Origin of the sequence: Neobacillus sp. 204 (assembly GCF_046562815.1) — a bacterium.
GTDB lineage: Bacteria > Bacillota > Bacilli > Bacillales > Cytobacillaceae > Neobacillus.
Genome location: NZ_JBJORY010000012.1, coordinates 103073 through 129899, shown reverse-complemented (window position 1 = coordinate 129899; position 26827 = coordinate 103073). Strand labels below are relative to the sequence as shown.

28 protein-coding genes are annotated in these 26827 nt (G+C 36.0%); 16 read left to right on the top strand and 12 right to left on the bottom strand.

Annotated features, from left to right (window positions below; all coding sequences use genetic code 11):
- Positions 1-61 precede the first annotated feature (61 nt).
- The gene (gene fdhF / locus ACJ004_RS22620; protein WP_410895391.1) at positions 62-2128 is read right to left on the bottom strand and encodes a formate dehydrogenase subunit alpha; all 2067 of its coding nucleotides are present in this window, start codon (positions 2126-2128) and stop codon (positions 62-64) included.
- 138 nt (positions 2129-2266) lie between these two features.
- Positions 2267-4423, bottom strand: a complete 2157-nt coding sequence (locus ACJ004_RS22615) for a PAS domain S-box protein (protein ID WP_410895390.1) — start codon at positions 4421-4423, stop codon at positions 2267-2269.
- A gap of 300 nt (positions 4424-4723) precedes the next feature.
- Here ACJ004_RS22615 and yhfH point away from each other — a divergent pair, with 300 nt between their 5' ends.
- The 3 genes from yhfH to ACJ004_RS22600 all read left to right on the top strand — a co-directional run bounded on the left by yhfH (position 4724) and on the right by ACJ004_RS22600 (position 5436).
- Complete coding sequence (yhfH, locus tag ACJ004_RS22610) at positions 4724-4858, top strand: protein YhfH (RefSeq protein WP_410895389.1); 135 nt, start codon at positions 4724-4726, stop codon at positions 4856-4858.
- Positions 4859-4995: 137 nt separating this feature from the next.
- Positions 4996-5169 carry a hypothetical protein gene (locus ACJ004_RS22605; RefSeq protein WP_410895388.1) on the top strand — a complete coding sequence of 58 codons (174 nt, stop codon included), beginning with the start codon at positions 4996-4998 and terminating at the stop codon, positions 5167-5169.
- Positions 5170-5193: 24 nt separating this feature from the next.
- A complete protein-coding gene (locus tag ACJ004_RS22600; protein ID WP_410895449.1) occupies positions 5194-5436 on the top strand; it encodes a transcriptional regulator SplA domain-containing protein in 243 nt (80 codons plus the stop codon).
- Positions 5437-5479: 43 nt separating this feature from the next.
- On the opposite strand, the gene ACJ004_RS22595 is transcribed toward ACJ004_RS22600, so the two are convergent.
- Positions 5480-5698 carry a cold-inducible protein YdjO-related protein gene (locus tag ACJ004_RS22595; RefSeq protein WP_410895387.1) on the bottom strand — a complete coding sequence of 73 codons (219 nt, stop codon included), beginning with the start codon at positions 5696-5698 and terminating at the stop codon, positions 5480-5482.
- 47 nt (positions 5699-5745) lie between these two features.
- Between ACJ004_RS22595 and ACJ004_RS22590 the strand changes: the two genes are divergently transcribed.
- On the top strand, positions 5746-5883 hold the full coding sequence (locus ACJ004_RS22590; RefSeq protein ID WP_410895386.1) for a hypothetical protein: 138 nt from the start codon (positions 5746-5748) through the stop codon (positions 5881-5883).
- Positions 5884-5948: 65 nt separating this feature from the next.
- Here the strand turns inward: ACJ004_RS22590 and ACJ004_RS22585 are convergent, their stop codons facing one another.
- The 3 genes from ACJ004_RS22585 to ACJ004_RS22575 all read right to left on the bottom strand — a co-directional run bounded on the left by ACJ004_RS22585 (position 5949) and on the right by ACJ004_RS22575 (position 9368).
- Positions 5949-7883 (bottom strand): endonuclease MutS2, encoded by a 1935-nt coding sequence (locus ACJ004_RS22585; RefSeq protein WP_410895385.1) that lies wholly within the window; start codon positions 7881-7883, stop codon positions 5949-5951.
- A 428-nt stretch (positions 7884-8311) separates the two neighbouring features.
- Entirely contained in the window at positions 8312-8989 is a 678-nt protein-coding gene (locus tag ACJ004_RS22580) for an LrgB family protein (RefSeq protein WP_410895384.1), read from the bottom strand.
- Entirely contained in the window at positions 8973-9368 is a 396-nt protein-coding gene (locus ACJ004_RS22575; RefSeq protein ID WP_410895383.1) for a CidA/LrgA family protein, read from the bottom strand. Before ACJ004_RS22575 ends, ACJ004_RS22580 begins: the two co-directional genes overlap by 17 nt.
- Positions 9369-9528: 160 nt before the next feature.
- Here ACJ004_RS22575 and ACJ004_RS22570 point away from each other — a divergent pair, with 160 nt between their 5' ends.
- On the top strand, positions 9529-10131 hold the full coding sequence (locus ACJ004_RS22570; protein ID WP_410895382.1) for an SCO family protein: 603 nt from the start codon (positions 9529-9531) through the stop codon (positions 10129-10131).
- Between the two features lie 397 nt (positions 10132-10528).
- Positions 10529-12148: an ABC-F family ATP-binding cassette domain-containing protein gene (locus ACJ004_RS22565; RefSeq protein WP_410895381.1), complete on the top strand. Its 1620-nt coding sequence runs from the start codon at positions 10529-10531 to the stop codon at positions 12146-12148.
- Between the two features lie 51 nt (positions 12149-12199).
- Here ACJ004_RS22565 and ACJ004_RS22560 read toward each other — a convergent pair whose 3' ends face one another.
- Complete coding sequence (locus ACJ004_RS22560; RefSeq protein WP_081825337.1) at positions 12200-12331, bottom strand: YuzL family protein; 132 nt, start codon at positions 12329-12331, stop codon at positions 12200-12202.
- A 101-nt stretch (positions 12332-12432) separates the two neighbouring features.
- On the opposite strand from ACJ004_RS22560, the gene ACJ004_RS22555 reads away from it, so the two are divergent.
- The 3 genes from ACJ004_RS22555 (at position 12433) to modB (ending at position 14253) form a co-directional block, all read left to right on the top strand.
- Positions 12433-12675 (top strand): YkuS family protein, encoded by a 243-nt coding sequence (locus ACJ004_RS22555; RefSeq protein WP_026563751.1) that lies wholly within the window; start codon positions 12433-12435, stop codon positions 12673-12675.
- A gap of 118 nt (positions 12676-12793) precedes the next feature.
- Positions 12794-13588 (top strand): molybdate ABC transporter substrate-binding protein, encoded by a 795-nt coding sequence (gene modA, locus ACJ004_RS22550; protein WP_410895380.1) that lies wholly within the window; start codon positions 12794-12796, stop codon positions 13586-13588.
- Positions 13589-13596: 8 nt separating this feature from the next.
- On the top strand, positions 13597-14253 hold the full coding sequence (gene modB / locus ACJ004_RS22545) for a molybdate ABC transporter permease subunit (RefSeq protein ID WP_410895379.1): 657 nt from the start codon (positions 13597-13599) through the stop codon (positions 14251-14253).
- Between the two features lie 40 nt (positions 14254-14293).
- On the opposite strand, the gene ACJ004_RS22540 is transcribed toward modB, so the two are convergent.
- Positions 14294-15463 (bottom strand): D-alanyl-D-alanine carboxypeptidase family protein, encoded by a 1170-nt coding sequence (locus ACJ004_RS22540; RefSeq protein ID WP_410895378.1) that lies wholly within the window; start codon positions 15461-15463, stop codon positions 14294-14296.
- A 134-nt stretch (positions 15464-15597) separates the two neighbouring features.
- The gene (gene mprF, locus ACJ004_RS22535) at positions 15598-18126 is read right to left on the bottom strand and encodes a bifunctional lysylphosphatidylglycerol flippase/synthetase MprF (RefSeq protein ID WP_410895377.1); all 2529 of its coding nucleotides are present in this window, start codon (positions 18124-18126) and stop codon (positions 15598-15600) included.
- 471 nt (positions 18127-18597) lie between these two features.
- On the opposite strand from mprF, the gene ACJ004_RS22530 reads away from it, so the two are divergent.
- The 6 genes from ACJ004_RS22530 (at position 18598) to ACJ004_RS22505 (ending at position 24502) form a co-directional block, all read left to right on the top strand.
- A complete protein-coding gene (locus tag ACJ004_RS22530; protein ID WP_410895376.1) occupies positions 18598-19050 on the top strand; it encodes a cupredoxin domain-containing protein in 453 nt (150 codons plus the stop codon).
- A gap of 398 nt (positions 19051-19448) precedes the next feature.
- Positions 19449-21674, top strand: coding sequence for a formate C-acetyltransferase (gene pflB / locus ACJ004_RS22525; protein WP_410895375.1), 2226 nt, complete (start codon positions 19449-19451; stop codon positions 21672-21674).
- A gap of 59 nt (positions 21675-21733) precedes the next feature.
- Positions 21734-22483 carry a pyruvate formate-lyase-activating protein gene (gene pflA / locus ACJ004_RS22520; protein ID WP_410895374.1) on the top strand — a complete coding sequence of 250 codons (750 nt, stop codon included), beginning with the start codon at positions 21734-21736 and terminating at the stop codon, positions 22481-22483.
- Between the two features lie 183 nt (positions 22484-22666).
- A complete protein-coding gene (locus ACJ004_RS22515) occupies positions 22667-22960 on the top strand; it encodes a hypothetical protein (RefSeq protein ID WP_410895373.1) in 294 nt (97 codons plus the stop codon).
- 28 nt (positions 22961-22988) lie between these two features.
- Positions 22989-23780 (top strand): membrane protein insertase YidC, encoded by a 792-nt coding sequence (gene yidC, locus ACJ004_RS22510; RefSeq protein WP_410895372.1) that lies wholly within the window; start codon positions 22989-22991, stop codon positions 23778-23780.
- Between the two features lie 143 nt (positions 23781-23923).
- Positions 23924-24502 (top strand): YhcN/YlaJ family sporulation lipoprotein, encoded by a 579-nt coding sequence (locus tag ACJ004_RS22505; protein WP_410895371.1) that lies wholly within the window; start codon positions 23924-23926, stop codon positions 24500-24502.
- Positions 24503-24547: 45 nt separating this feature from the next.
- On the opposite strand, the gene ACJ004_RS22500 is transcribed toward ACJ004_RS22505, so the two are convergent.
- The 3 genes from ACJ004_RS22500 to ACJ004_RS22490 all read right to left on the bottom strand — a co-directional run bounded on the left by ACJ004_RS22500 (position 24548) and on the right by ACJ004_RS22490 (position 26448).
- Positions 24548-25138, bottom strand: coding sequence for a GNAT family N-acetyltransferase (locus tag ACJ004_RS22500; protein ID WP_410895370.1), 591 nt, complete (start codon positions 25136-25138; stop codon positions 24548-24550).
- Positions 25139-25199: 61 nt separating this feature from the next.
- Positions 25200-25403, bottom strand: a complete 204-nt coding sequence (locus ACJ004_RS22495; protein WP_410895448.1) for a DUF6501 family protein — start codon at positions 25401-25403, stop codon at positions 25200-25202.
- Between the two features lie 118 nt (positions 25404-25521).
- Complete coding sequence (locus ACJ004_RS22490) at positions 25522-26448, bottom strand: AMP-binding protein (protein ID WP_410895369.1); 927 nt, start codon at positions 26446-26448, stop codon at positions 25522-25524.
- A gap of 234 nt (positions 26449-26682) precedes the next feature.
- Between ACJ004_RS22490 and sda the strand changes: the two genes are divergently transcribed.
- Positions 26683-26808, top strand: coding sequence for a sporulation histidine kinase inhibitor Sda (sda, locus tag ACJ004_RS22485; protein ID WP_410895368.1), 126 nt, complete (start codon positions 26683-26685; stop codon positions 26806-26808).
- The last annotated feature ends 19 nt before the right edge of the window (positions 26809-26827 follow it).

Genomic DNA, 26827 nt, shown 5'->3' with positions numbered 1-26827 from the left:
ACCAATGAGCTTTTCATAGCCATAAAAAAACGCAGTCTTTAAACTGCGTTTAAAATGTTGCTTATACTCGTTCTATCGCAACTGCACATGCCTTATATTCGGCAGTTCCTGAAATGGGATCATACTCATTTAATGTTAATACATTAGTCGGAGTTTCACTCCAGTGAAAGCTCATAAATACTAATCCAGGTACAACCTGTTCTGTAACCTTAGCCTTAACCTCAAGTTCCCCTCTTCTTGAACGTACCCGAACGACCTCCCCATCCATGATTCCAAGGGCAGTTGCATCGTCCGGATGGATATCAAGGGTCTCTTCCGTTTGTTTCACCTTCACACCTGAGGCATAGTGACGGGTCTGAGAATGGGTATTATATGATTCATAGCGACGACCTGTTGTAAGAGTAAATGGATAGTCTTCATCAGGTAATTCTAACGGTGCCGTATAATCCACTGGTACAAATGGCGATTTTTTCGTCGGTGCACCTTGTTGATGGAATCTTTCATGCATAATAAAAGTCCCTGGATGATTTTCGTCTGGACATGGATAGTGAATACTATACTCTTTTTCAAGCCGCTCGTAGGATATCCCGCCATACATCTCCCAAGCAAGCTTCCTCACTTCATCCCAGATTTCTTCGCTATTGTTATAGCTTAGAGGATAACCCATGATTGTTGACAATTCACATAGTATTTCCCAATCCTCTTTCACATTTGGAAGTGAATCTACTGCTTTCCGAACCCTTTGGACTCTCCGATCAGTGTTGGTATAAGTACCATCTACCTCACCCCAAGAGCGCGCTGGCAAGACAACATCTGCCATCCGTGCTGTCTCAGTCATAAAAATATCTTGGACAACTAACAAATCTAGTTTCTCTAACAATGTTTTCGTATGATTCAAATGCACATCGGCAAGAAGAGGATTCTCTCCGATAATATAAAGAGCCTTCAGTTCACCCATTTCTAAACGGTCAAACGTCCGCGTTTGTGTATCTCCTGCCTGCGGGTTTAATTCGACCTTCCATTCCTTTTCATAACGGGCACGGTACTCGTCATTTGCTAGACTCATTGCACCAGCTAATTGGTTAGGAAGGCATCCCATATCCCCTGCCCCTTGGACATTGTTTTGGCCCCTTAATGGCATAATCCCTGTCCCAGGTTTTCCAATATTTCCAGTTAATAATGCAAGGTTAGCGATATCAAATACATTATTAACGCCACAGTGATGCTCTGTAATACCAAGTGTGTACGCAATCATTGAACAGTTTGATGAAGCATACTCTCTAGCTGTAGCGACAATATCCTCTGCCTGCAAGCCAGTAATTGTTGCTGCATATTCAGGTGTATACAGTTCCACTTGTTTTTCTAGCTTCTCAAAGTCCACTGTAAATTGTTTGATAAACTCAGGGTTATATAAACCCTCTTTAAGGATGACCCGGATGAAAGCATTGATAAGGGCAATATCTGAACCAACATTTGTTTGTAAATGACGATGAGATACTTTTACCATATCAATTTTCCTTGGATCAATGACGATTATTTTCAGCCCTGCTTTTGCCGCCTTTTTCATACGATTAGCAATAATTGGGTGCGCCTCTGTCGTATTTGAGCCCATCAAAAGTAATACTTCAGCACGATCAAAATCCTCAAGTGTATTTGTTGGGAAACCGCTTCCAAAAACAGTTGCCAGACCGGCAACACTAGGAGCGTGTCAGGTTCGATTACAGCCATCAATGTTATTACTTTGAATGACCGTCCTCATGAATTTTTGGGTAATAAAATTGGATTCATTCGTGGACCGCGCACAAGCAAACATCGAGATCGCGTTTGGTCCCCATATTGATTTAATGGTAGATAATTTAGATGCAATATATTGATAGGCTTCATCCCATGTCGTTTCAACCAGTTTACCCGCTTTACGAATGAGTGGTGAGGTTAATCTATTTTTTGCATGTACATATTCATAGGCAAATGCCCCTTTTACACATGTTTGTCCCTTATTAACAGGTGCTTCCTTGTCCCCACGGATTTTCATTATTCTGTTGTCTTGAACTTCAAGGACTAGACCACATCCCGTACCACAATACCCGCAAATCGTTTTGACTAAATTTGATTCACCCAAATTTTTCACTCCTCCATAAAAACATTTATACCTATATAAACATATTAATCTATTTATTCCGATTTTAGATTGCTTTTTTTTTAAATATTTGTCTATTTTTTGAAAAAAAATGTGTAATAAAAAAACGAGAGAATAGTTCTCCCGTTTTTAAGCAATTTTTGCTGGTAATAAAATATTAAAGGTGGTTCCTTTATCGGGTTCGCTTTCGACAAAAACCTTCCCATTATGGCTTTCTATGATTTTGAAACTTACCATCAATCCTAAGCCGTTCCCGTTCTTCTTGGTTGTGTAAAAGGGTTCCCCGAGTTTCTTTAATTTCTCTTTGGATATGCCCACACCCGTATCTTGAATTGAAATCTGAACATTGTTGTTGTGAATAATTGTTTTAACATGGAGTTCACCACCATTAGGCATGGCTTCGATTCCATTTTTGATAAAATTTAGAAATACCTGTTTTAAACGATTTTCATCACATTCAATTTGAATGATGTCCTGATTACAATCAAAAGTCAAACGAACATTTTTCTTTCTTGCTTCAAATTCAAGCAGAGAGACAACGTTTTTGATAACAGGAACGACATTTTTTTCTTCCAATTCAACGGCTTTTGGTTTAGCCAATACCATAAAGTCCTCAACAATGGTATTTACCCGTTCAATTTCATCGAGAATAATACTCAAAAACTCCAATCGCTCCGGATCCTTTTCATCTAACTGCAAGAATTCCGCATACCCTTTCATGGAGGTAAGTGGATTACGTATTTCATGAGCAACCCCTGCAGCTAATTGACCCACCGCTGCCAATTTATCCTGCCGATGTAAGACTTCTTCTGTTCTCTTCCGTTCGGTTATGTCATTTCGAATGGCGAGATATTGATATGGTTTCCCTTGATCATTCAAAAATGGAACGATTGTTGTGTCCACCCAATAAAAGGTCCCATCCTTTGCTTTATTTCTAATTTCACCTTTCCATACATTACCGGAACCAATGGTCTTCCAAAGATTTTTGAAAAATTCTTTTGAATGGAAACCTGAATTTAATATATTATGGTCTCTGCCAAGGATTTCTTCCCGGCTGTATTGTGAAATTTCACAGAACTTTTCATTTACACTAGTGATAATTCCTTTTGCATCGGTAAATGCAACAATCGAGGATTGATCAAGAGCAAATTTAATATCAATATTCTCTTTGATCGTTTCTTTCAGATGACCTTCTGCCTTTTTTCTTTTCGAAATATCTGAACGAATGGCTATATATTGGACTGGCTTTCCTTTTTTATTCAAAAATGGAACGATTGTGGTATCAACCCAGTAAAACGATCCATCCTTTGCTTTATTACGAATTTCTCCTCGCCATATTTTACCTGAGCGAATCGTTGTCCATAAATCTTTGAAGAAATCTTTAGAATGATATCCAGAATTTAAGATTCGGTGATTCTGGCCAATAATCTCTTCTTTTGTATATTTGGAAATCTCCTCAAATTTATCATTAACAAATATTATATTTCCTTTGGGATCTGTAATGGCAACAATTGTCGAAGCATCAAGAGCAGCTTTGATATCCTTCAAATTTGTATCTGAAGCCACTAATTGTTTGCTAATTAATGTACTTGATACAAGTAGCCCTCCAATAATTAAAATAGTCAAGAATAATACCAAATAAATAAAGAATGGACTATCTGCACTTGATCCGTTAATCCTTTCACTTACTGTCGTTAATGTACCTTTTCTCAAAAGAAAATGACCTTCAATAATTGCTAACGACATAATTAAGGCACTAACTGGCTTTAGCCAAACCTGGTTACTTTGGGTAAAGCTTTTGGAGGAAAATAGAATCCATAAAGAAAATAAAAAAGATCCAAAGATTAATAGTCCTGAAAAAAGAAACAAATAAACATTATATTTAATTATGACATTCATGGCGTATAAACAGATTACATGGATGGCAATAACAGCAAACGTTAGAAACAAACTTGCTAAGAATAAATGATATGACTTTATTTGTTTACCGAACAATGTCAAAAAAGCCATTCCTGTAAAGGCAATGCCGATAATAATCGAGAGAATCGTTAGTGGAATATGATAACTGGCAAACCTGTTTGTATCTGCTGAAATGAGCCCAATAAAATTCATAATCCAAATCCCGATACCAATCGAAAATGTACCACCCAAAAACAAAAGCCGCTTATTTTTTTCAGACGACTTCACTAAAATAAACATATCTAATGCTGTATATGATGCCATGAGAGTTAAAGCAATGGCAATTATTATGAAATAAGGTTGAAAAGTCCCTATCATTGCATTCATTTACGAGCATCCCCCCATATCTATTCCTTTTCTACTATGATTGTAATGGAAAGTGATGGGTTATGGAAGTACAAAATTTAAGCGAAGGTATCATTTTCCCCTATATTTTAACCTTGATTCCGCCTTTCGATGAAATAAATAAAATGGTCTAATGAAAATTTTTTTTGTGACAAAAGACTTATTTTAAAAAAAGGGCTGATTATTTAAAAAAAAGTCTACACATTTTAAATTATTTCGGCTATACTGTACTATAACAAGAACGAAATAAATAAACTGTATTAATAAAGGAGGAGTTTTATTATGTTAATGAGTCCAGTTGAGTTTTTCCGCACTTTACAAAAAAAGGAATGTTCAGAATGTGGTCAACACATGGAGGAACAGGCAGAAAGTTATTTTATGGAATGTGAAAAATGTTTAGCTAAAAAAGAAGAATAGCTCCAAAAAACTCTCCAACATTGGAGAGTTTTTTCGTTATCTCAGATGTAATTTGATGTTTTTACCTTTTAGGAGAGAATTAGGAAGGCATAATCCCTTATCTTGATGCGAAAGCTTTAGATAAGGAGTTGATATAGATGACTAAAAAGGATGAATCTCAGAGTTATCAAACTAGAAACCCTTTAAAAGGAACTTATGCTACTCATACGAAAACTGTTTCAGGGGATTCTGTAGATAAACTTAGGAATCTTGAAGAAGCAAACACTTTAATTAGCGGCGATGAAATTCACCAGCAAAATGAAAATCTTTAGAAGGGCGGTTAAAGAACATTGGAAATGATCGATATAGCTAAGGCCAAACCTGGTGATGAAGTATTTGTCATCTATCGAAATCCTGCTGTATTAACTGCCGCAAATGTTACAGCAGCTGAAATTGTACAACATCCTAATAATCCTAATACCTTGGCGCTATATCTAAATGAAAAATTTCATGACCTTGATGAGGATGATGCCCTTTTTAACAGTTCTGATGCTGCAATAAAAGCTTATGAATCACATTTTTTTGATTTTGGTGAGTAAGAAAAGACTGTCTTATGACAGTCTTTAGTAAGTGGATAAATTTTTAAATTTGCGGGAGTTCTCTCATTTCTTGAAGCATTTCATTTCCGCACATTGGGCATAGTAAGTCATCTGCAACGAAGTCCTTCCTCATCCACCCTATACAGGCTTCATCTATGCAAGAATAAATTTCAGTATTAACCAGGATCGTTTCAATTTCTTCTTCTTTAGCTCTTTTACCGTAAAAAATGGGAACCGCCTCCTTTTTTATTAGTATGTACAAAAAAGTTGCTTTTCATTTCCATAAAACCCAAGGAGTTGAGAAAAAGAATGCTGAATCCAAAAAGATTTACTAAAGTGGGTACGGATATCGAAGAAGTGAAGAGGTTAAACAGCCAATCTGGCTTGAGCTATAATGAGGTCAAGAAATTGCTGGCCGAAAGATATATTAATCATAAGAAGGAATAGAAAAAGAATGAAGAAGAAAACTCAAGCCTGCATAAGGAAAGAAAGCTTGAGTTTTTTGATTTTTGTTAATGGTTATTTTCATTATACTTGATCGTAATATTTTCCTGATGTCCTTTGGAAAGCAATTTATCTTTCTTACGGTATTCCTTTGATTGAAAAATAATGTCGAAATCGTAATCATCTGGGTATAGTTCTTTGGCAGCAATATATAATTGGATTCTTTTGTGGTTTATTGTTTGCTTTTCTCCTTTTATTTGGACAACGTAATTTCCGTGCGGATCGGGACCCGTGTAGATAATCCCAAACTCATTTGTCGGTGAAATTTTTACATTGTCACCCTGTAGAAAAAGGGGAACTTTTACCTCCGGTTTCGTTTTTTTCTTAACATCCTGAAATTTATTAATGATCACCTGTTTTTCCAATTCCTTTAGCTTCCATGCATCTGTAAGCTCAGTAGTATATTTCTTTTCCTCTTTATAAGTGATGTTATGTGCCCTTTCAAGAATTTTCGGATGAATCCCCAGTTTTAACGCAATTGCAAATGCTTGACTCTCTCCGCCTCTCCCTATGTTTAATCGATAGGTCGGGCTTAAGGTGGTTAGATCAAACTCCATTGATCCATTAATAAATCCGGGATGTGATTCAGCAAATACTTTGATCTCACTGTAATGGGTTGTTGCTAGGATAGTAGCCCCTTTTTTATACAACGTTTCTAAGATGGCTGTTGCAAGCCCCATTCCTTCTCCAGGGTCGGTACCAGAGCCTAATTCATCTAATAACACCAATGTCCGATGTTGGGTATCTTTTAAGATTTCGATAATATTAACGATTCGTGAGCTAAACGTACTCAAATTTTCAGTAATACTTTGCCCATCCCCAATATCCACAAGAATCCGTTCAAAGATATTGATATTACTCTCTGGTGCTGCAGGAATATGCAGACCGCATTGGACCATTAAGGTCAAGAGCCCCACCGTTTTAATTGTGACAGTTTTTCCGCCAGTATTTGGACCAGTAATTACTAATGCATGCTGGTCATTCCCCAGTGTAAAGGAAAGCGGGACAGCCTTTTCACCTAAAAGCGGGTGTTTTGCAGAAATTAAATTAAGTTGACCAGATTCATTTATTGCTACCTTGGATCCATTAATCGAACGGCCATACTTTGCTTTTGCAAATAAAAAATCATAATGAACCATAGTTTCAATCGCCAATCGAATTTGCTGCTCCTTTTCTTCAACCAACCCCGTTAAATAGTTCAGAACCCTTTGAACTTCCACTTCTTCATCTGCGAATAACCAATTCAATTGATCTTGAAAAATGGCTATTTCTTCAGGTTCCATAAATAGAGTGGAACCTGATGCGGAGGTATCTAATACCACTCCCTTTATTTTGTTCCGGTATTCCTTCTTAATGGGGATCACATACCGGCCATTCCTCTGACTGATCACATTCTCTTGCAAATAATTTTTATATTTATTAGAGCGAATCAACTGAAGAGTTTTTTCTTTTAACCTTTCCTCTTGAATCGCTATTTGTTTCCTCAATTTTAATAACTCTTTACTAGCATAATCATCCACACGACCATTGCGAATACAGCGGATAATCTCACTCGCAAGATCCGGCAATTCTTCAATTCCGTTCACATATGCAGACACTCTTGGTGCATAGTAAACTTTATCTTTCATATATCTGCACATTTTCCCACAACAGTCCAAAAAATCATAAAGCTTCGCCAACTGATCAGCCCTCAGTGCTACTCCTTTATTCATGTTATTTAATATGGATTCCATCCCATCCAATCCATGAACAGGCACACTTGCGCTCTTTTTTAAAATTTCTACTGCTTCAGATACCTCATCAAGCCAAGCTTCTATTTGCTTCATATTTGTCGATGGTGTCAGGCACTCAATTTTTACCTTCCCTTCTTTTGTTAAGGCATAACTCGCAATGGTGTCTTTGATTTGCTGAAATTCTAACGTATTTAGAGTATGTTGATTCACTTTTATAAACCTCCTAAAAAATATAAAAATGGCCGCAATGAACAATGTCATTGCGGCCAAATGAAATAAACTATTCCACTCATCTTTCATACAAAATATTTACCCAAAATAAAAACTGTCTACACGGATGTACACAGCAACATTGGTAAAGATGTATGCTTATGATGCCCATTGTTCTTAACTCCATTCCTAAACATACGTAAATAAGCCTTCATTCAAGAAAAAAATTGAAAGAGGATCGAGGAATGAACATATCCAATTGATTGGATTAGTTAAGAACGACACCTAACATAAAACATACTCCTTTAAAAAACGTGATTTTTTTAGAAAAATTTAATTCTTTTAAAGAATATTACAAATGGCAACACTTGTCAATTAAGTGTGTGCCTCATATTGTAGATTATGCATCTAAAGGTATTTTAGTTCCTTTATAGTAAGTAAGGGATGATGTATGGAATGATAAACGATATTAATAGTGCGGCAATTCCCATTGCTGCCCCAGCAACAGCTCCTTGAATTTCCCCTTCCTTAACAGCCTCTGCCGTCCCAATACCATGTGCTATCGTCCCGATCGATAAACCACGAGCAAATGGGTGGTCGATTTTAAATAGATTCAAAAGCTTGGGCCCAAACATAGCGCCAATCATTCCAGTAATTATCACAAAAGCAGCGATGAGAGAAACGTTACCCTTTATTATTTTCCCGATTTCTGTCGCAACTGGAACGGTTACTGACTTAATCGTTAATGGTAAAAGCAGCATTTTCGAGAGATAAAAGCATTTAGCGATAACGATTGCTGACAAAATGGTTGTAAATGTCCCAATTAATAATCCGACACAAGCAGCAACAAAGTATTTCGCAAATAAGTCTCGGTTCTTATAAATTGGGACAGCTAATGCAACAGTTGCAGGTCCGAGCAGATAAGTCATAATTTTTTTAGCAGGTGTATATTCATAATAGGTAATATGTGATCCTACTAGCAGAATAATAATGATTAATGTACTAAAAAACACAGGACTTGTTAGCGGTGAAGAATATCTACGACCAAATCTACGTGCAAATATATATACAATAATGGTTAGAACAATACTATACACTGTGATCATGATAATTCACTTTTACCTTTGCTTTTTTCATAATAACTGATTGTGTTACTTTCCCAGCCGATAAAAGTCCAATAAATGCACTGGTAATCAAGACAAATAAGATGACAATTCCCTTATTTAAAAAGATAGGACCCAATGTCATTAAACCAACTGCAATTGGGATGAAGAAAAAGCTTAAATGTTTTAATAACCATGTTGCGGCCAAGTCTATTTGTTCCACTTTAATGACACGTGTCCAGAGTAATACTAAAAGGAGAAGAATACCGATGACATTTCCTGGAATTTTTAAATTAAAAAATCGTGTGATGAGACTGCCCATTTGATAAATCACTATTAAAATCGCAATTTGACAAGAAAACATCAGCACTTTCTTCACCATAATACCTCCTATCCCCAATAAATATTTAAAAATTCAAAAAATACAATTGATAATAGTACAGTATAAAGGAACCGCATTTTAATTGCACGAAATTTTGTTCACAAAATATCCATATCTTTTTTTAAACAACTTCTTTATTTTAAATATAGGAGGGATACATATGAAAAAGATTTATTTAATTTGCGGTCTTGCTGTGTTTATTGGAATTGCAGCAGGAATTTCTTTCTTTTTAATTCGTGATGCAAATGCTAAAATACCTGCCGAAGTTACGTTGAAAAACCAAAATGGTGATTCCTATAATTTTGGTAAGGATAAAACCAAACTAAAACTTGTTGAATTTATCTACACCCATTGTCCTGACATATGTCCAACCACTACCCAAAAAATGATTGATTTGAAAAATGATTTTGAGAAAGCTGGCGTTTTTGGGAAGGATGTTGAATTTGTAACCATTACCATTGATCCTTATCGGGACACTCCAGAGATATTAACCAGCTATATGCAAGGATTTGAGATTGAAAATAATAAAGCCTGGTTATTCTTAACAGGAGATAAGCAAAACTTGAAAAGGGACCGCGCAGAAATTAAAAAAGTTACGGATGCTATGCAATTTCAGTTTAAAGATCCAGGCAACGGACAATTCATCCATTCCACCTTTACCTTTTTGATTGATGAAAACAATAAATTTATTGCCAAGTTTCCAATGGGAAAAGACTTTAACAAAAAAGAGGTTTACGACAAAGTTATGGATAAAATTGAATAAAAAAAAAGCGATTAGTCCTTATATGGATTAATCGCTTTTTATTTCCAAGTTCATTACCCCATTATAGCTTCAAATTAGTTTACAGAAGAAGGGTAATTTTTTATTTTCTGCAGAGACAAGAGGTAATTGGATTTCGGTTTGGTTAAACTCGCTTTTATACCAGCCTTTTTTAACTTGTTAACAAGTTCAGTTAGTTGATTTTTTGTCATCCATCTCACACCTTCTTTTACTTGCTTCATAACCCAATTCTACAACAAAAATATGAATAAAGTGTGAATTCGAATAAATTTTTTTAGAAAATTTTTCATCTAAACTTTTTCCCGACCAAAAGAATTCGCTCTTCTTCCGTTTTAATGGTATAATCAGTAGATATTTTGTTTTGGAGGATGTTTTAAATATGATTACTGTAAGTAACGTAGGTTTAAGATACGGAGACCGAAAATTATTTGAAGATGTAAACATTAAATTTACACCTGGAAACTGCTACGGACTAATCGGTGCAAATGGTGCCGGGAAATCAACCTTTTTAAAAATTTTATCTGGTGAAATTGAAGCACAATCTGGAACTGTTCAGCTCGGACCTAACGAACGGATGGCTGTGTTAAACCAAAACCATTTCGAATATGAAGAATATGAAGTTTTAAAGACAGTTATTATGGGGCATTCGCGCTTATATGAAGTAATGCAGGAAAAAGACGCCATCTATATGAAGGAAAACTTCACGGATGAAGATGGCATGAAAGCTGCTGAACTTGAAGGTGAATTCGCTGAATTAAACGGTTGGGAAGCAGAACCTGAAGCGGCGATTCTCTTAAAAGGCCTTGGTATTGGTGAAGATCTTCATTATAAAACCATGGCGGAATTGACAGGCTCAGAAAAAGTCAAAGTATTGCTTGCCCAAGCATTATTCGGCAGACCAGATGTTTTACTACTGGATGAGCCAACTAACCACTTGGACATTAAAGCAATCCAATGGCTAGAAGATTTCTTAATTAACTTTGAAAATACTGTTATTGTTGTTTCCCATGATCGTCATTTTTTAAATAAGGTATGTACACATATCGCTGATCTTGACTTTGGAAAAATTCAAATCTATGTAGGGAACTACGATTTTTGGTATGAATCAAGCCAATTAGCTTCAAGATTAACTTCGGACGCTAACAAAAAGAAGGAAGAAAAAATTAAGGAATTACAAGCTTTTATTGCGCGGTTTAGTGCTAATGCTTCGAAATCAAAACAGGCTACTTCTCGGAAGAAGTTACTGGATAAAATTACTCTTGATGACATTAGACCTTCTTCACGTCGTTATCCATTTGTTGGCTTTACACCAGATCGTGAAATTGGGAATGATTTGTTACGAGTTGAAGGATTAACCAAAACCATTGATGGTGTAAAGGTTCTAGATAACATTAACTTTATCGTCAATAAGGGTGATAAAATTGCCCTTGTGGGTACAAACGAGGCTGCTAAGACTGTATTGTTTAAAATTCTAATGGGTGAAATGGAAGCAGACAGCGGGACCTATAAATGGGGAATTACCACTTCACAAGCTTATTTCCCTAAAGATAACTCCGAGTATTTTGAGAATAGTGACTTAAACCTAGTGGATTGGCTTCGTCAGTTCTCACCTAAAGATGACAGTGAAAGCTTTTTACGTGGTTTCTTAGGAAGAATGCTTTTCTCAGGTGAAGAGGTTCTTAAAAAGGCAAGTGTTCTTTCTGGGGGAGAAAAAGTTCGCTGCATGCTTTCTAAGATGATGTTAAATGGCGCGAATGTACTCCTTTTAGATGAACCAACAAACCATTTAGACTTAGAATCTATAACTGCCTTGAATAACGGATTAATTAATTTTAAGGGTTCATTACTTTTCGCATCCCATGACCATCAGTTCATTCAAACAATTGCCAATCGCATTTTTGAATTAACGCCAACTGGTTTAGTGGATAAGCAAATGAGTTATGATGAATATCTTGAAAATGACGATATACAAAAGCAAGTTGCTGAAATGTATAAATAGTTAATTAGACTGAATGGGCACCTCATTATAATAAACGAGGTGCCCATTTCATTAACTTCTCTTCTGTTTTCTTCTAGATGATGGTTCAGTTCTTGAACCTGTTTCAGTTGTTGTTGTTCCTTGTCCTTCCACCTGTGGGGAAGTCAACCCAATCGTTGATGGATCCTTTTTACGTTTTCCCATATTGTACACCTCCCCTTTTATCTTTTGGAGTATTATAGGTACTTATTCCGAATAATTCAGATAAAGTTAGGCAAAATAATCTAGAAGAGGAGGTGTTTTGTATGGCAAAAATTGGTGTAGAACAATCTCTTGCACAAGTTCAACAAGCATTACGTGAAAAAGGTCATGATGTTATCGAATTAAAGCAGGAGTCTGACGCCCAGAATTGTGATTGTTGTGTTGTTACAGGACTAGATTCCAACGTAATGGGTATGCAGGATACCTTTACAAAGGGTTCAGTTATTGATGCAAACGGCCTTTCAGCTGACGAAGTATGTCAACAAGTAGAAAGCAGACTACAATAATTTAATTTATTTCTCAAAGACTAAAGGACACACTTTAGTCTTTTTTTGTTTTAATCTTTAATGATTTAATCTATTTGCTATAATGATTATGAAATAGATATTTGAAAGGACGTATGGCATGTATAAAACGTTTTTGAAATTCTTTATTAGCCTCTTCATCTTGTTCCTTACCGCCTGTTCTACTAATATGTCAAAAGAAGAAGCAAATCAGCCTAAAAAAGTGGAAATTACCATTTCTGCAGCAGCCAGTCTTAATGATGCTTTGAACGAGATTAAGACCCATTTTGAAAAAACTAATCAACAAATTTCCCTTCTATACAACTTTGGAGGATCCGGTGCATTAAAACAACAAATCATGCAAGGTGCCCCAGTTCAAATATTCATCTCAGCATCTAAGGAACTCTTTAATGAGTTATCCAAAAAAGATTTAATAGATTCCAAGAATCAAATGGATTTACTAAGCAATCAATTAGTATTAATCACAAATAAACGACAGCCAATTCCATTAAAAAGCTTCGATGACCTGCAAAAAGAAGGAATAAATAAAGTGGCTATTGGGGCACCTGCCTCTGTACCAGCCGGAATGTATGCAAAACAAACACTACAATCACTAGGTATATGGGAAGGAATGCATGCAAAGTTAATTGAAACAAAAGATGTCAGGCAGGTTCTAACCTATGTAGAGACGAACAGTGTGGATGCAGGAATCGTCTATATGACAGATATAAAAGTTTCTGATAAAGTAAAAGTGATAGCTGTCGCTCCGGAACAAACACATGACCCTATTATTTATTCCGCAGGTATTATTAAGTCATCTGCTCATCAGAAAGAGGTTTCACTATTTTATGATTATTTACATAGCCCTACAGCCCGAGATATTTTTAAAAAATACGGTTTTAAAGTATTGGATTGATTCTTCTGATGCAAAGTGAATTTTGGTCCCCAATTTTATTGTCACTAAAAGTGGCCTCCGTTTCTGTTATCTTAGTCTTTATATTTGGGCTATTATTTGCAAGATTATTATCCAAAGGACATTTTAAGGGAAAAATTCTTGTAGAAATCTTTCTTTTGCTTCCCATCGTATTGCCGCCAACGGTGATTGGCTTTTTACTAATTTTCTTTTTTGGCGGCAATAGTCCAGTGGGTTTATTAATAAATCATCTTTTTTCAAGTTCGATTATGTTTACTCCCATGGCAGCAGTGATTGCCGCTAGCATTGTAGCCTTCCCTTTAATGTATCAAACGGTCAAAATTGGTTTCCAATCGGTTGATAACGGGATTGAAGAAGCAGCAAGAGTAGATGGTGCTAATGAATGGAATGTTTTTTTCCTAATTACCCTGCCGTTATCAACAAGATCCATAATTACTGGTCTAATTCTTAGTTTTACTAGAGCACTAGGTGAATTTGGTGCCACTTTTATGTTTGCTGGTAACATCCCTGGAAAAACACAGACCGCGCCCACTGCTATTTACATCGCTATGGAATCTGGAAATATGAATTTAGCCTGGTTGTTAGTTATAGCGATGATATTTATATCTGCGTTGATGCTTCTAGTAACAAATGTAACGCAAAAATAAGCCATGGTTGGGTGCGTCCCTTCCATGGCTTATCTTATTACTATAATTTTCTAACGAATTTCTTTCTTACACCAACAATAATCCCTGCCAATGCAATAATAATCACTCCATATATGGCATTTACATATGTCATTGTCTGCTCTTGTTCTTTCTTTTCAGTGGATGTTTCCTTTATATCTACTACCTTCTCAGGTACTGGCTCCTTATATTTAAGTGAAACTAACTGGATCACTTGGCCATTATTTGTATTTTTAATAGACAGTATTCCCTGATTATTTATCACTCTCGTACTCCCTTTTACCGACTCAGTAATAAGGGTATTCTTTTCAGGGAAGTATTGTTTATTGTCGGTGGTATAACTCTCACCTTGCATTAAGGTTGCATGCTGAAAGTTTTTAAAGCCATAATCAAACAAAACAGCTGTATCATCATATTTATCTCGTGGTTGTTCGGAATTTAAGACAACGGCTGTCAGCCTTATTTTCGGATTGGCAGCTGTTGTAGCAAGTGTTTGTTTTGCTTTAACTGTATATCCTGTTTTCCCTCCCGTTACTCCTGGGTATGCGAGCTCCCCTTTCAGCATGCGGTGGTGGGTTAGGATGTTCGTTTTCCATGATTGTCCCTTCCACTTTAGCACTTTAGTACCAAAGATTTCTGCAAAAACGGGATTCTTCATTGCATAATTGGTTATAATTCCTAAATCCATTGCAGTGGTATAATGGTTTTTATCAAACAAACCATTGGGATTAATAAAATGGGTATGATGAACACCTATGGTTGTATTTAAGTATGTATTCAAATGAACCGAAAACTGTTCGACACTTCCATCTAAGTGTTCTGCAATCGCTACGGCAGCATCATTACCAGAGTTAACCAGCATTCCTTGTATCAATTGTTTTAAAGTGATTTTTTCCCCTTCATTTAAATAAACCCTTGTCCCATCTTGCCTGACAGCATTGGCACTTACAGTAACAACACTATCTAAATTCCCCTTATCAATGGCATAAATGGCCGTGGCAATTTTCGTTAGACTAGCAGGGTACATCTTTTTATCAGCATTTTTCGCAAACAGGACGGCACCAGTATCAGAATCTAAGAGAACAGCTCCTTTACTTTTTAAATCTAGTTGTCCATTTTTAGCTGCTGAGATGTTTAATTGGTTAGAACAAAGGATCAGAATAACGACGATTGCGGATACAAATTTTTTCATAAATTACACCCAACTTTTACAGTATTTCCTATTTAATATTAACAGATTGTTTTGGAGAATAATAGTTTCAATTGAAATTATCTATATTTCCCAAATAGAAAAACCGGTAGGGGTACCTCCTACCGGTCATGGATCTAGTTCCTTTTTTTCGATATTAGTAAAGTAATTTGGGCCATGATTAACGGTAATGATGATTTTCTTCGATAGGCCAAGTATTTAGGTTCCCAAGTATTTGTATACTTTTCTTTGAATTTCCGCAGACCCTGAAAGTGGTAAAAAAAATGTCCATGCAGGAAAATTTGTGCGGCAATTTTCTCGCTTAAAAAGGAGAACCTTGATAACCCTACATTTCCCAGTGGGGCCATTCCCATATTAAAACGATCATACCCTTTTTCTTTTGCCCAATCAAATAAACAAAGGAAAAGAAAATCAACCGCACCGGATGATGCCTTTGGTCTAAACCTCATTAAATCTACAGAAATCGTTTGATGGTCGTCATACACATGCATGATGCTCATAAAGCCAAGAATCTGTTTATTTTCATCTTTAACAATGGCAATGGGCGCCTTATTTAAATAATCCTCCGAAAAGAAACCAACCGAAAAACCTTTCTCCTCTCGTCCTTGAAGCCAATCATTTGATATATCATTTAATTCCTTCAGTAGATCGACGGAATAAGGAGGACTGATTATTTCAAAAGAATAATCTGCGCGCATAAATTTATTTCTTAATGCACGTAACCCTTTCATTTTGTTCCCAGTTAAGGAGAAATTTTTTAAATCAACAAATGCTTCTTCACCTAACTTAAAAAAAGCAAAGCCATGTCCATGAAGATATGGAAGCATATCATCACTAACTTGATAAAAAACCGGAGTAAAGCCATGTAAATCGGCTATTTCCTGAAATTCCTCTATGGCCTTTGATAATTCATCTTTTTCACCTATGGGATCTCCTAGTATCACTAACTTGTCAGCATATTGTTGGAAAGAAATTAATACATTTTTCTTGCTATTCCAGAAGATGAATTTATCATGTAAAAAAATTAAGTGTGACAACACTTTACCTTGATACTTCGATAAGTGTTCCAAAACTTCTTTCTCCCGGTTAACCGACCGCTCTAAAATCCAATTTTTTGGTAAACTAATTAAATAACCAAACAAAAGAATGAACAAAGCGATGATAAGGCCAATAGCAGCACTTGTAAATAAATCGCGAGAATCAACAATCACATATGGCAAAAGCTTCGGTGGTATTGCTATTTTAGAGATCGGTAAGTTTAGATAACCAATCAGGAGATACATAGAAGTAATCACAAGAATAATCATAATATCAAAGATCGTTTTACCCCAGGTTAGCACATAACTTTCCCGATAAAATTGACCTTTTGACATCCTTAGCAACAGCGCGACGATAATTAAAAAGATTGCTTCTTCATAATCAATTCCCTTAAATATGGAGAAAAGCGCGGCCAGAATAAGCGCAAACATCGATAACTCATACGCCCTCTTCACGCTATATTCGATTCCTCGCGATAATCCTAATAATAAAAATCCAGCAGCAACAGATAATTGATGCGATACGTTAATGATTGGAAATGATAGGAGTTCTTGGGCAACCCTCAACCTAGACATGATCCCTGGTACACTAGCTGATAAAAGCAGGACTAACCCTGATAGAAATACTAGCATTGTTAATAATACATGACTTAAGCCTTGAACAATTGCTTTAGGAAGATCATTCCAAGTTTGGTTCCATTTTTCCCAATAAAGTTTAACAAAGAAAACTAGGCTTATTAAAAAAGGAACAAAGTAATAGCCAATACGATAAAATAATAATAAAACAAGGACCTTTTCTTCCGGAACAAATAAATCTTGCATCCCCCAAATAAACACCAAATCAAAGGAGCCTAACCCACCTGGTATCATACTAATGATACCGGCACACGCTGCTACAATATAGACAGGAAAAAGAGTCTTTACAGTAATTGAAATCCCTAAAATCCTGCATAAAACCCATATCGCCAAAAATACAGCCAACCATTCGATTATCGATACCAAAATAAGCTTAACAGTAATATTGGTACTTAATAATGATTGATTGCCTTTTTTTGACTTAATTATATGTATTATTAAAAAGAGGGGTAAATATAAACCAACCACTAACACCGCAAAATAGAGCCATTTTGTATCAGCAAACAGTTGAAAGTGACGATAATTGATTGTGACGATCCATGAAAGCACTGAAATACCTGTTAAATAAAATAACGATACTGTAGCAATAACCCCTAGTAATTTGCGCTTGTCCTGTTCGTGCTTATGAAAGAAGTACGTCCTTAACATGGCCCCGATAATTCCGCCAAAGCCAATTAAATTTGAAAAGGAATTAGCAATGAAAGATTGTTCCAATAGATCTCTGGTTGGAACCTTCAATTTTAATATACGTACTAAAATCACGTCATAAAGCAACATTGGCAATACCGCTAAAAAGGTGATGATTAATACAAATAGAAGAAGCCAAAGATTAAGTTGACCCAGCTCTTCCTTAAGTAGATGCATATTTAAGTTTTGAGTAAATTTTTTTATTTCGATAATAGCAAAGATTAACAATAACAACGGGAAAATAAATTTTACAGTCTTTAAAATTCTTTCTTTTCTAATCCCCAACAAACTAACCACCTAATTATTTGCTAATTCATAAAGCCACATTTACCATCTAATTCCTCAGACGCATACATCCTGTTTTTACTATAAACTTTTCTATTAGAAAAACAAAGATAAATATGCTCAATTTGGAGTATGTTTCTACTCATTGTAGACATTTTTTTTAATGTTCAACCATTATAAATGTTTGAGGACCAGGTACATTTTTTAATAAGGCTCTTTTCGTAAACGTTGTTGCTATTGGAGCTTAATAAGAGTCTTTTACTAAGTTTCTTGGCAATTTTCGCAAAGGTTCTTACGAAAAGATGCCACGAAGTATCTATTTATACGGGTTGATTAACATATACGAAAAACAACAATCTTTGCGAAAATGCCTTTAATAAAAACAGCACAAAATGTTGTAAAAAAATAGACAAGTTTACTCCCCCACTAGGCATAAGTATAAAGTAGGACAAATTTATAAGGGGGCAGCAAATGAAATTTTTAGTCTTAAAAAAGGAAACACTCCTGTTTTTTGTAGCTATAGGAGTTGTACTTTTCTCTCTGTCAGCATGGTTCATATTAAAGGCTGGGGATTTAACTGTCTTTAATCAACAGGGAGCAGAGGATATCCGTGAAATACACATGGTTACCGCTGAATTCAGCACAAAAATGAAAAACGGGAAAGAAATGGAGGCATACCGCTGGGATCCTGGCACCATATTATTAGAGAAGGGCGAAAAAGTAAGGTTGTCCATTAACGGGATTAACGGGGAGGAGCATCCCTTTTATATAGAAGGAACAAAAATTAAAGGGATTGTAAAAAAAGGGGAAGAAACGGTTGTTCCAATACAATTTGAAAAAAAGGGAACCTATCGTTTAATCTGTGAAGTTCATTCCGATCGAAAAACGAATGGTCCAATGATTGCCTATATTGTCGTTAACTAATTGCAGGAGAAAATTCTCCTGCTTTTTCATTTGGCTGTATTAAACATGTCTGTTGATTTCCGCTCCAATCATCAGAGTGGCAAAATCAACTCTAACCTTTATCACAGCCCTTCATTTAAAAAGAAGAGCTGTTTCATCGGTTTTCATTATTAACAACTTGTTATTATTAATTTCTTCCTATATAACAGATTGAATATAACCTTCAATAATTATAGTACAGTTTTCGAAACTGAAACTATTAATCCACTGTAAATATTGAAAAACCCCTCATTACATAAGACTTCACAAAACCTTAACATTTACTAACTAATAAACGTTTATTTTTCTGTTATACTCGATTTATAGAAAGAATAACCAATCTGTTATAATTTTTCAAAATAAATACGAGGTGATTAATAATGGAACAATGGAATGGATTTACTAAAGGTGCATGGTCAAAAGAAGTTAACGTTCGTGATTTTATCCTTAAAAACTTTACTCCTTATGAAGGAAATGATTCTTTTTTAGCAGGCCCTACAGAATCAACAAATAAACTTTGGGAACAGGTAATGGATTTAACAAAACAAGAACGTGAAAATGGCGGCGTGCTGGATATGGATACAGAAACTGTGTCTACGATTACTTCCCATGGACCTGGTTACCTTAACGAGGATCTTGAAAAAATTGTTGGAGTTCAAACCGATAAACCATTTAATCGTTCAATGCAGCCATTTGGTGGAATTCGCATGGCAAAAGCAGCTTGTGAGGCATATGGCTATCAATTAAATCCTGAAATTGAAAAAATCTTTACAGATTTCCGTAAAACACACAACCAAGGTGTTTTCGATGCTTATACAGATGAAATGATGCTAGCTCGAAAAGCAGCGATTATTACTGGACTTCCTGATGCATATGGCCGTGGACGTATTATCGGCGATTACCGTCGGGTTGCATTATACGGGGTTAATTTCTTAATCCAAGAAAAGCAAAAAGACCAAAAGAACACAAGTAAAGTAATGACAGAAGATAACATGCGTCTTCGTGAGGAACTTGCTGAACAAATTCGTGCGTTAAAAGAATTGAAGGAAATGGCAAATAGCTATGGATTTGATATTAGCCAGCCTGCAAAAAATGCTGCTGAAGCATTCCAGTTTGTATATTTTGGTTACTTAGCTGCAATTAAGGAACAAAATGGTGCTGCGATGAGTCTTGGTCGCGTGTCAACATTCTTAGATATTTACGTAGAAAGAGATTTACAAAACGGAACATTAACCGAAGAAGAAGTACAAGAAATTGTAGACCACTTTATTATGAAGCTTCGTTTAGTTAAATTTGCTCGTACACCAGATTATAATGAGTTATTCAGTGGGGACCCGACATGGGTAACTGAATCCATTGGCGGTATGGCAAGTGATGGTCGTTCTCTTGTAACGAAAAACTCATTCCGTTTCCTTCATACATTAGATAATCTAGGTGCAGCTCCTGAACCAAACTTAACGGTATTATGGTCACCGCAGTTACCTGAGAACTTTAAAAAATATTGTGCGAAAATGTCAATCAAAACCAGCTCCATTCAATATGAAAACGACGATATTATGCGTCCAGAATACGGCGATGACTATGGAATTGCCTGCTGTGTATCGGCAATGGAAATTGGTAAGCAAATGCAATTCTTTGGAGCACGTGCAAACCTAGCAAAAGCACTTCTTTATTCTATTAACGGCGGTGTGGATGAAAAATTAAAAATCCAAGTTGGTCCACAATATCAACCAATTACTTCTGAAGTGTTAAATTATGAAGAAGTAATGCAAAAATTTGACCTTATGATGGAATGGCTTGCTGGACTTTATATTAACACCTTAAATGTTATTCACTATATGCATGATAAGTACAGCTATGAAAGAATTGAAATGGCATTACACGATACCAAGATCCTTCGAACCATGGCAACTGGTATTGCAGGTCTTTCCGTTGTTGCTGATTCACTTAGTGCCATTAAATATGGAGAAGTTAAGGTAATCCGGGATGAAAATGGTCTAGCGGTTGATTTCGAAACAACTGGTGACTTCCCTAAATACGGAAATAATGATGACCGTGTTGATGCCATTGCAGTCGAAATTCTTAAAACCTTTATGAAAAAGCTTCGCAAGCACCAAACTTACCGGGAATCCGTTCATACACTCTCAATCTTGACGATTACATCAAATGTGGTTTACGGTAAAAAAACTGGTAACACACCTGATGGCCGTCGAATGGGAGAACCATTTGCACCAGGGGCAAACCCAATGCATGGACGTGACACAAAAGGTACACTAGCTTCCCTTTCTTCTGTTGCAAAGCTTCCATACAGTTATGCAATGGATGGTATTTCAAATACCTTCTCCATCGTACCTAAAGCATTAGGTAAAGAGGAAGAAAGCCAAGTACGTAACCTAGTATCCATCTTAGATGGATATGCAATCAAAGCAGGTCATCACTTAAATGTTAACGTCTTTAACCGCGAAACATTAATTGATGCCATGGAACACCCAGAGCTTTATCCACAATTAACTATCCGTGTCTCTGGTTACGCAGTTAACTTCATTAAATTAACAAAAGAACAGCAATTAGACGTTATAAATCGAACTTTCCACGAATCACTATAATATAAAAACCAGGGGCCCTCACTTGAGGGCCTCCTGAAAAACTAAGGGGGATCATCATCATGAACGGAAATATTCATTCTATTGAAACATTAGGAACAGTCGACGGACCTGGTATCAGGTATGTAATTTTTACACAAGGCTGCCTCCTTCGCTGCCAGTTTTGCCATAATGCTGATACATGGGAAATTGGCAGCGGTAAAGAAATGACTGTTTCCGAGATCATGAATGATCTTATGTCCTACCTTCCTTTCATTCGGTCTTCTGGCGGCGGAATTACAGTTAGCGGCGGTGAACCCTTGCTACAAATTCCCTTCTTAACAGAATTGTTTAAGGAGTGCAAAAAGAAAGGGATTCATACTACCATTGATTCTTCCGGCGGCTGCTTCTCTCATTCTAAGCTTTTTATCGATCAGTTAGAGGAATTACTACAATATACTGACCTCGTTCTTTTGGATTTAAAGCATATTAATCGGAAAAAGCATATCAAACTAACAGGGATGGCTAATGACCATATTCTTGAATTTGCAGCATTCTTATCCGACCATCAAGTTCCAATATGGGTGCGTCATGTGCTCGTCCCCACGGTAACAGATGATCCTGAGGATTTAAAAAAACTTGGTGAGTTCATCGGAACACTTAAAAACGTCCAAAAGATCGAGATTCTTCCTTATCACAAACTTGGTGTTTATAAGTGGGAAGCACTTGGACATGAATATCCGCTTAAATCTGTCGAGCCACCAACAGAGGAAAAAGTTGAGTTTGCTTATAATTTGATAACTGCACACTGGAAGGCACCACTCCAACACTGATTCGAGTTTGAATCAGTGTTTTTTAAAGCCCGTTTTAGCAGAACATTGAGCAGACCAATTGTTAATTGATAAATGAGGAATTAGTAATGTCTTCAAATTATGGCAAAATGACAATTATAAAATTGATTCTTTACCCTTTCTCCTATATACTCATATCATTGACATTAAGTGAGGTGATAATTTTTGTTTCAATTGCTTATTGATAATTCAGATATAAATGCCCTAAATGCTCTTTACGTTAGTATCTTTTTAGGAATTACCTTAAAATTACTATGGGCATGGAGTATGGAATATTCTTTTGTTGGTTCCTTATCTGAATCGGCAAGAACAAATATTACTCACCCATTGGTTCTTTATCGAAAGAAAAGTTGCTTAAATGGAAGCTTTATTCTGAAAAGAATTGTTATATATTTTCGTAGAAAAGAATATTCACAGGATGATTCTGAAGAACCTGTTTCCTCCCTTTTTACTTCATAAATATATTTACAACATTCAAGGAGGAAATATGAAAACAAAACGATCTTCATTCATTATTGTCGCAATGCTAGCTTTAACTACATTATTATTATCTGCTTGTTCATCTCAAGCCTCAAATGGTAACAAAAATGGATTTTTCAATAATTATTTTGTCGAACCTTTTTCAACCTTTATCCATTATTTAGCGGAACTATTTAATGGCAACTATGGTTTGTCAATTATTCTAGTTACACTGATTATCAGGCTTGCCTTAATGCCGCTTATGTTAAGGCAATATAAAAATCAAATGGCCATGAAGGAAAAGATGGATGTCTTAAAACCTGAAATGGATGTTATTCAGGCTAAGATGAAAACTGAAAAGGATCCAAAGAAAAAGCAAGAACTACAAGCGGAAATGATGGGGCTTTATAAAAAGCACGGGGTAAATCCATTAAATATGGGCTGTTTACCATTACTCATTCAAATGCCTATTTTAACTGGTTTCTATTATGCCATTCGCGGGTCAGAAGAGATTAAAACCCACGAGTTTTTATGGTTTAGTCTTGGAAATCCAGACATCATTATTACGATTATTGCTGGGGTTATTTACTACTTTCAGTTCAAGGTTTCCCAGTCCAATATGCCATCTGCACAGCAAGACCAAATGAAATATATGGGCTTACTTTCGCCTTTAATGATTGTTATGTTTTCATTTAACGCACCGGCAGCCCTTCCTCTTTATTGGGTAGTTGGCGGTACATTCTTAATTGTACAAACAATGATCAGCAAAAGCCTTTATCAAACAAAAAAAACACCAACCGTTCCAGTCAAACAAAAATAATCATAGTAAAAAGAAGCATCCCAGGATGCTTCTTTTTTATTTCCATCTTCCTACCGTTTAACCATTTTGAGTGGTAAGGATAGTTTTTTACAATTATGGCAACCTAATTTTGTAGTATTTTGCCAAAGGAGTGTTATTACCACATGAAAAACAGCTTATTCATCATTGCTACTCTAATTTCATGTATTTATTTATCTGGTTGTGCTAAGAATGATCTCGATAATGATGTCTCATCCCGTCAACGAAATACAACTGATATCACCTATGTAAATTATAAGAATCCCAATCAAGTCGGACCAGCGATTTCAAGCGCTGATACTAGTGATCCGGAATTAGACCGACACAGAAATAATAACACGATAACAAATACGCGGAATAATAATCAAACCAAAACAAGAGTAGCCGATCAAGCAGCAGATAGAGTAATTAACTTAGGTGAAGTCGACGATGCATTCATCATTGTAAACGATAATAATGCTTATGTGGCGGCTAAATTGGACCGTTCCTCTCGAAATGAATTGACTTCAGATATTAAGGATAAGATTGCACGCGCAGTCAAATCTGTTGATGAAGACATTGACAACGTTTATATTTCCATTAACCCTGATTTTTATGACCGAATGAAATCTTATTCCCAAGATATTCAAAAGGGACGACCAATTTCAGGTTTTATGGATGAGTTTTCCGATATTATCCGGAGAGTGTTTCCAAATGCGAGATAGTGGGTTCAAACGAAAGAAGCCTGGCTACATATCCAGGCTTCTTTCTCATTTCTGCAATTTCAATTTTAATTGGATGAATACGTCTTGCCATTCATCCTTAAGGATACTAAAAAAGACCGTATCCCTAACGTATCCATCAGATATAATCCGATCTTTACGTAATACTCCTTCTTTTACGGCACCAATTCTAGCTATGGCCTGCTGGGATCTTATATTTCGGGAATCCGTTTTTAATTGGACACGTGTAAGGTTCCAAATATCAAATGCATGCCTTAATAAAAGGAATTTACATTCTGTATTTACTTTTGTCCGCCATACATCCGGATGATACCAGGTCGAACCAATTTCCGCACTATTATGGCGTGGGAGTATGTCTAAGAATCGTGTGCTCCCAATGATCTGATTTTCATTGTTAACAACAGTAAAGGCATATTCTGTACCATTTTCTCGTCCATTTATAGCTGCATTGATCATTTGTTCCATTTCATCCTTTGAACGAACCTTTGTCGCCATATAGGTCCAGATTTCATCTGGTTGGGCCGCTTCCCATAAACCGTCTAAATGGTCCATACTGATTGGAATTAATTTTACCGTTTCCCCATGTAACGAAAATAGGTCGTTCCACAATTTCACCATTTCTCAAAACCCCTTTTCCCATAAGAAAAGACTGCGGGCTATGCTCCACAGTCCTCTTTATCTATGCATCTTGAAAATATTCCTTGTAAAAGCCGCCTACTTTTCCAGTATTATCAATGATGTAATAAAATTCTTCTGTCTCATTTTTTACATCGTAGATATTACCAGCCGTTAAGGCATTATTGACAAGATATTTTTTGGCATCCGTATGAATGCATTTTATTTTCTTAATAGTTTCCCGATCACGCCATGATAGATGAATCATTGTTGCCACCGTTCCTTTCGTTCTATGTCCCATTTCTAGTATAATCAAAATGGCAAGTGGTGCGCAACCATATCATTCTTCTTTCCTGACGGTAATTAGTTATTTTATTTTCACCAATTCAATTGCTTGATCCCTCAAACGAAATTTTTTGTATTTTACCAGATGCAGTCATCGGATAGGCATCTGTAAACTCAATGTACTTAGGAATTTTATGTTTAGAAATCTTGCCTTTGCAAAATTCCTTCATTTCCTCTGCAGTCGCATTTTCCCCTTCTTTTAAGATAATCCATGCCATTACCTCTTCCCCGTAAACCTGATCGGGAATCCCAATAACTTGGATATCAAGTACCTTAGGATGAGAATAGAGGAACTCTTCAATTTCACGAGGATAGATATTCTCCCCGCCCCTGATAATCAAATCTTTTAAACGGCCAGTAACCTTGCAATAACCGTTTTCATTCATCACGGCTAAATCACCGGTATGAAGCCACCCTTCACGCCTATTTAATTCATAATCTGAGACAGTCTCACCAAGCTTAATTATGTCCTCCCAAGAATAGGTTCCTGGATATCTTTTTTCACCTAATACAATTACGTTTTTAAGAAATGGCAGCCGGTTGCTGTTTAACTTCCCTGGTTCTGAACCTTTTAATTCCGGTGCGATTTCATAAAGCATATCTATGTAAGAAGAGTCCTTCCAATAATCCATTAACAAAATCGTTGTTGCATCCGATTGGGTCAATAAATACTCTAGCTCTGTTGTTCGATAATTCGTGTTCACTGTTACGAGGACGGCTCCCATTTTCCCTGTTGCAAATTGAGTGACCAGCCATTCGGGCGTATTGGTCGACCAAGCAGCAAGTTGCTCCCCTTTGTCAATTCCAAGTTTCAGAAACCCTTTAGCCGCTTTTCTGCAAATATCATCAAATTCACGATAGGTCCATCTTAAGCCACGGTCTGAATATACCACTGCATCATGTTCAGGATACAATTCTGCCTTTTCTTCTAAAAGTCTCCCAATGGTCACATTTAATAAGTTCGACATTTATTTTCCCCCTACAAAACGAGTATTCACAAAAAAGCGCTTTCAAAAATGTTATCACATATTTATAAGAATATTCAATCTTTTTAAAATATAATTTACTCTTTATTTAGATTGTGTGAACTATTTTAAAATTTTATAAATTTTGGGTTCTCAAATGAATTAAAAACCATTACAATTATAAAAACTGAATATTCAATCCATTTTCTTGAGGAGGCATTCATAAGTATGAAAATTATGAGTAATGAGCAATTGATTGTTTCGTATCGGGATGCATTAAAATCTGACAAGGAAAAAGAATGGATAAAGATTTTAAAGGATGAAATTAAACGTCGTGGCCTAAAACCTTTTAAAAAACGTTAACATGAAAAAACCGCTGAAA

Excerpts from the sequence above, each read along its gene's own strand:
- ACJ004_RS22500 (WP_410895370.1), bottom strand. The coding sequence starts at position 25,138 with ATGGTGAAATTGTGGAACGACCTATTTTCGTTACATGGGGAAACGGTA.
- ACJ004_RS22575 (WP_410895383.1), bottom strand. The coding sequence starts at position 9,368 with ATGGTGAAGAAAGTGCTGATGTTTTCTTGTCAAATTGCGATTTTAATA.
- yidC (WP_410895372.1), top strand. The coding sequence starts at position 22,989 with ATGAAAACAAAACGATCTTCATTCATTATTGTCGCAATGCTAGCTTTA.
- ACJ004_RS22490 (WP_410895369.1), bottom strand. The coding sequence starts at position 26,448 with ATGTCGAACTTATTAAATGTGACCATTGGGAGACTTTTAGAAGAAAAG.
- ACJ004_RS22495 (WP_410895448.1), bottom strand. The coding sequence starts at position 25,403 with ATGATTCATCTATCATGGCGTGATCGGGAAACTATTAAGAAAATAAAA.
- ACJ004_RS22555 (WP_026563751.1), top strand. The coding sequence starts at position 12,433 with ATGGCAAAAATTGGTGTAGAACAATCTCTTGCACAAGTTCAACAAGCA.
- ACJ004_RS22605 (WP_410895388.1), top strand. The coding sequence starts at position 4,996 with ATGACTAAAAAGGATGAATCTCAGAGTTATCAAACTAGAAACCCTTTA.
- yhfH (WP_410895389.1), top strand. The coding sequence starts at position 4,724 with ATGTTAATGAGTCCAGTTGAGTTTTTCCGCACTTTACAAAAAAAGGAA.
- ACJ004_RS22540 (WP_410895378.1), bottom strand. The coding sequence starts at position 15,463 with ATGAAAAAATTTGTATCCGCAATCGTCGTTATTCTGATCCTTTGTTCT.
- ACJ004_RS22580 (WP_410895384.1), bottom strand. The coding sequence starts at position 8,989 with ATGATCACAGTGTATAGTATTGTTCTAACCATTATTGTATATATATTT.
- sda (WP_410895368.1), top strand. The coding sequence starts at position 26,683 with ATGAGTAATGAGCAATTGATTGTTTCGTATCGGGATGCATTAAAATCT.
- ACJ004_RS22600 (WP_410895449.1), top strand. The coding sequence starts at position 5,194 with ATGATCGATATAGCTAAGGCCAAACCTGGTGATGAAGTATTTGTCATC.
- ACJ004_RS22615 (WP_410895390.1), bottom strand. The coding sequence starts at position 4,423 with ATGAATGCAATGATAGGGACTTTTCAACCTTATTTCATAATAATTGCC.
- ACJ004_RS22565 (WP_410895381.1), top strand. The coding sequence starts at position 10,529 with ATGATTACTGTAAGTAACGTAGGTTTAAGATACGGAGACCGAAAATTA.
- modA (WP_410895380.1), top strand. The coding sequence starts at position 12,794 with ATGTATAAAACGTTTTTGAAATTCTTTATTAGCCTCTTCATCTTGTTC.
- ACJ004_RS22505 (WP_410895371.1), top strand. The coding sequence starts at position 23,924 with ATGAAAAACAGCTTATTCATCATTGCTACTCTAATTTCATGTATTTAT.
- ACJ004_RS22570 (WP_410895382.1), top strand. The coding sequence starts at position 9,529 with ATGAAAAAGATTTATTTAATTTGCGGTCTTGCTGTGTTTATTGGAATT.
- pflB (WP_410895375.1), top strand. The coding sequence starts at position 19,449 with ATGGAACAATGGAATGGATTTACTAAAGGTGCATGGTCAAAAGAAGTT.
- ACJ004_RS22530 (WP_410895376.1), top strand. The coding sequence starts at position 18,598 with ATGAAATTTTTAGTCTTAAAAAAGGAAACACTCCTGTTTTTTGTAGCT.
- ACJ004_RS22560 (WP_081825337.1), bottom strand. The coding sequence starts at position 12,331 with ATGGGAAAACGTAAAAAGGATCCATCAACGATTGGGTTGACTTCCCCA.
- ACJ004_RS22590 (WP_410895386.1), top strand. The coding sequence starts at position 5,746 with ATGCTGAATCCAAAAAGATTTACTAAAGTGGGTACGGATATCGAAGAA.
- pflA (WP_410895374.1), top strand. The coding sequence starts at position 21,734 with ATGAACGGAAATATTCATTCTATTGAAACATTAGGAACAGTCGACGGA.
- modB (WP_410895379.1), top strand. The coding sequence starts at position 13,597 with ATGCAAAGTGAATTTTGGTCCCCAATTTTATTGTCACTAAAAGTGGCC.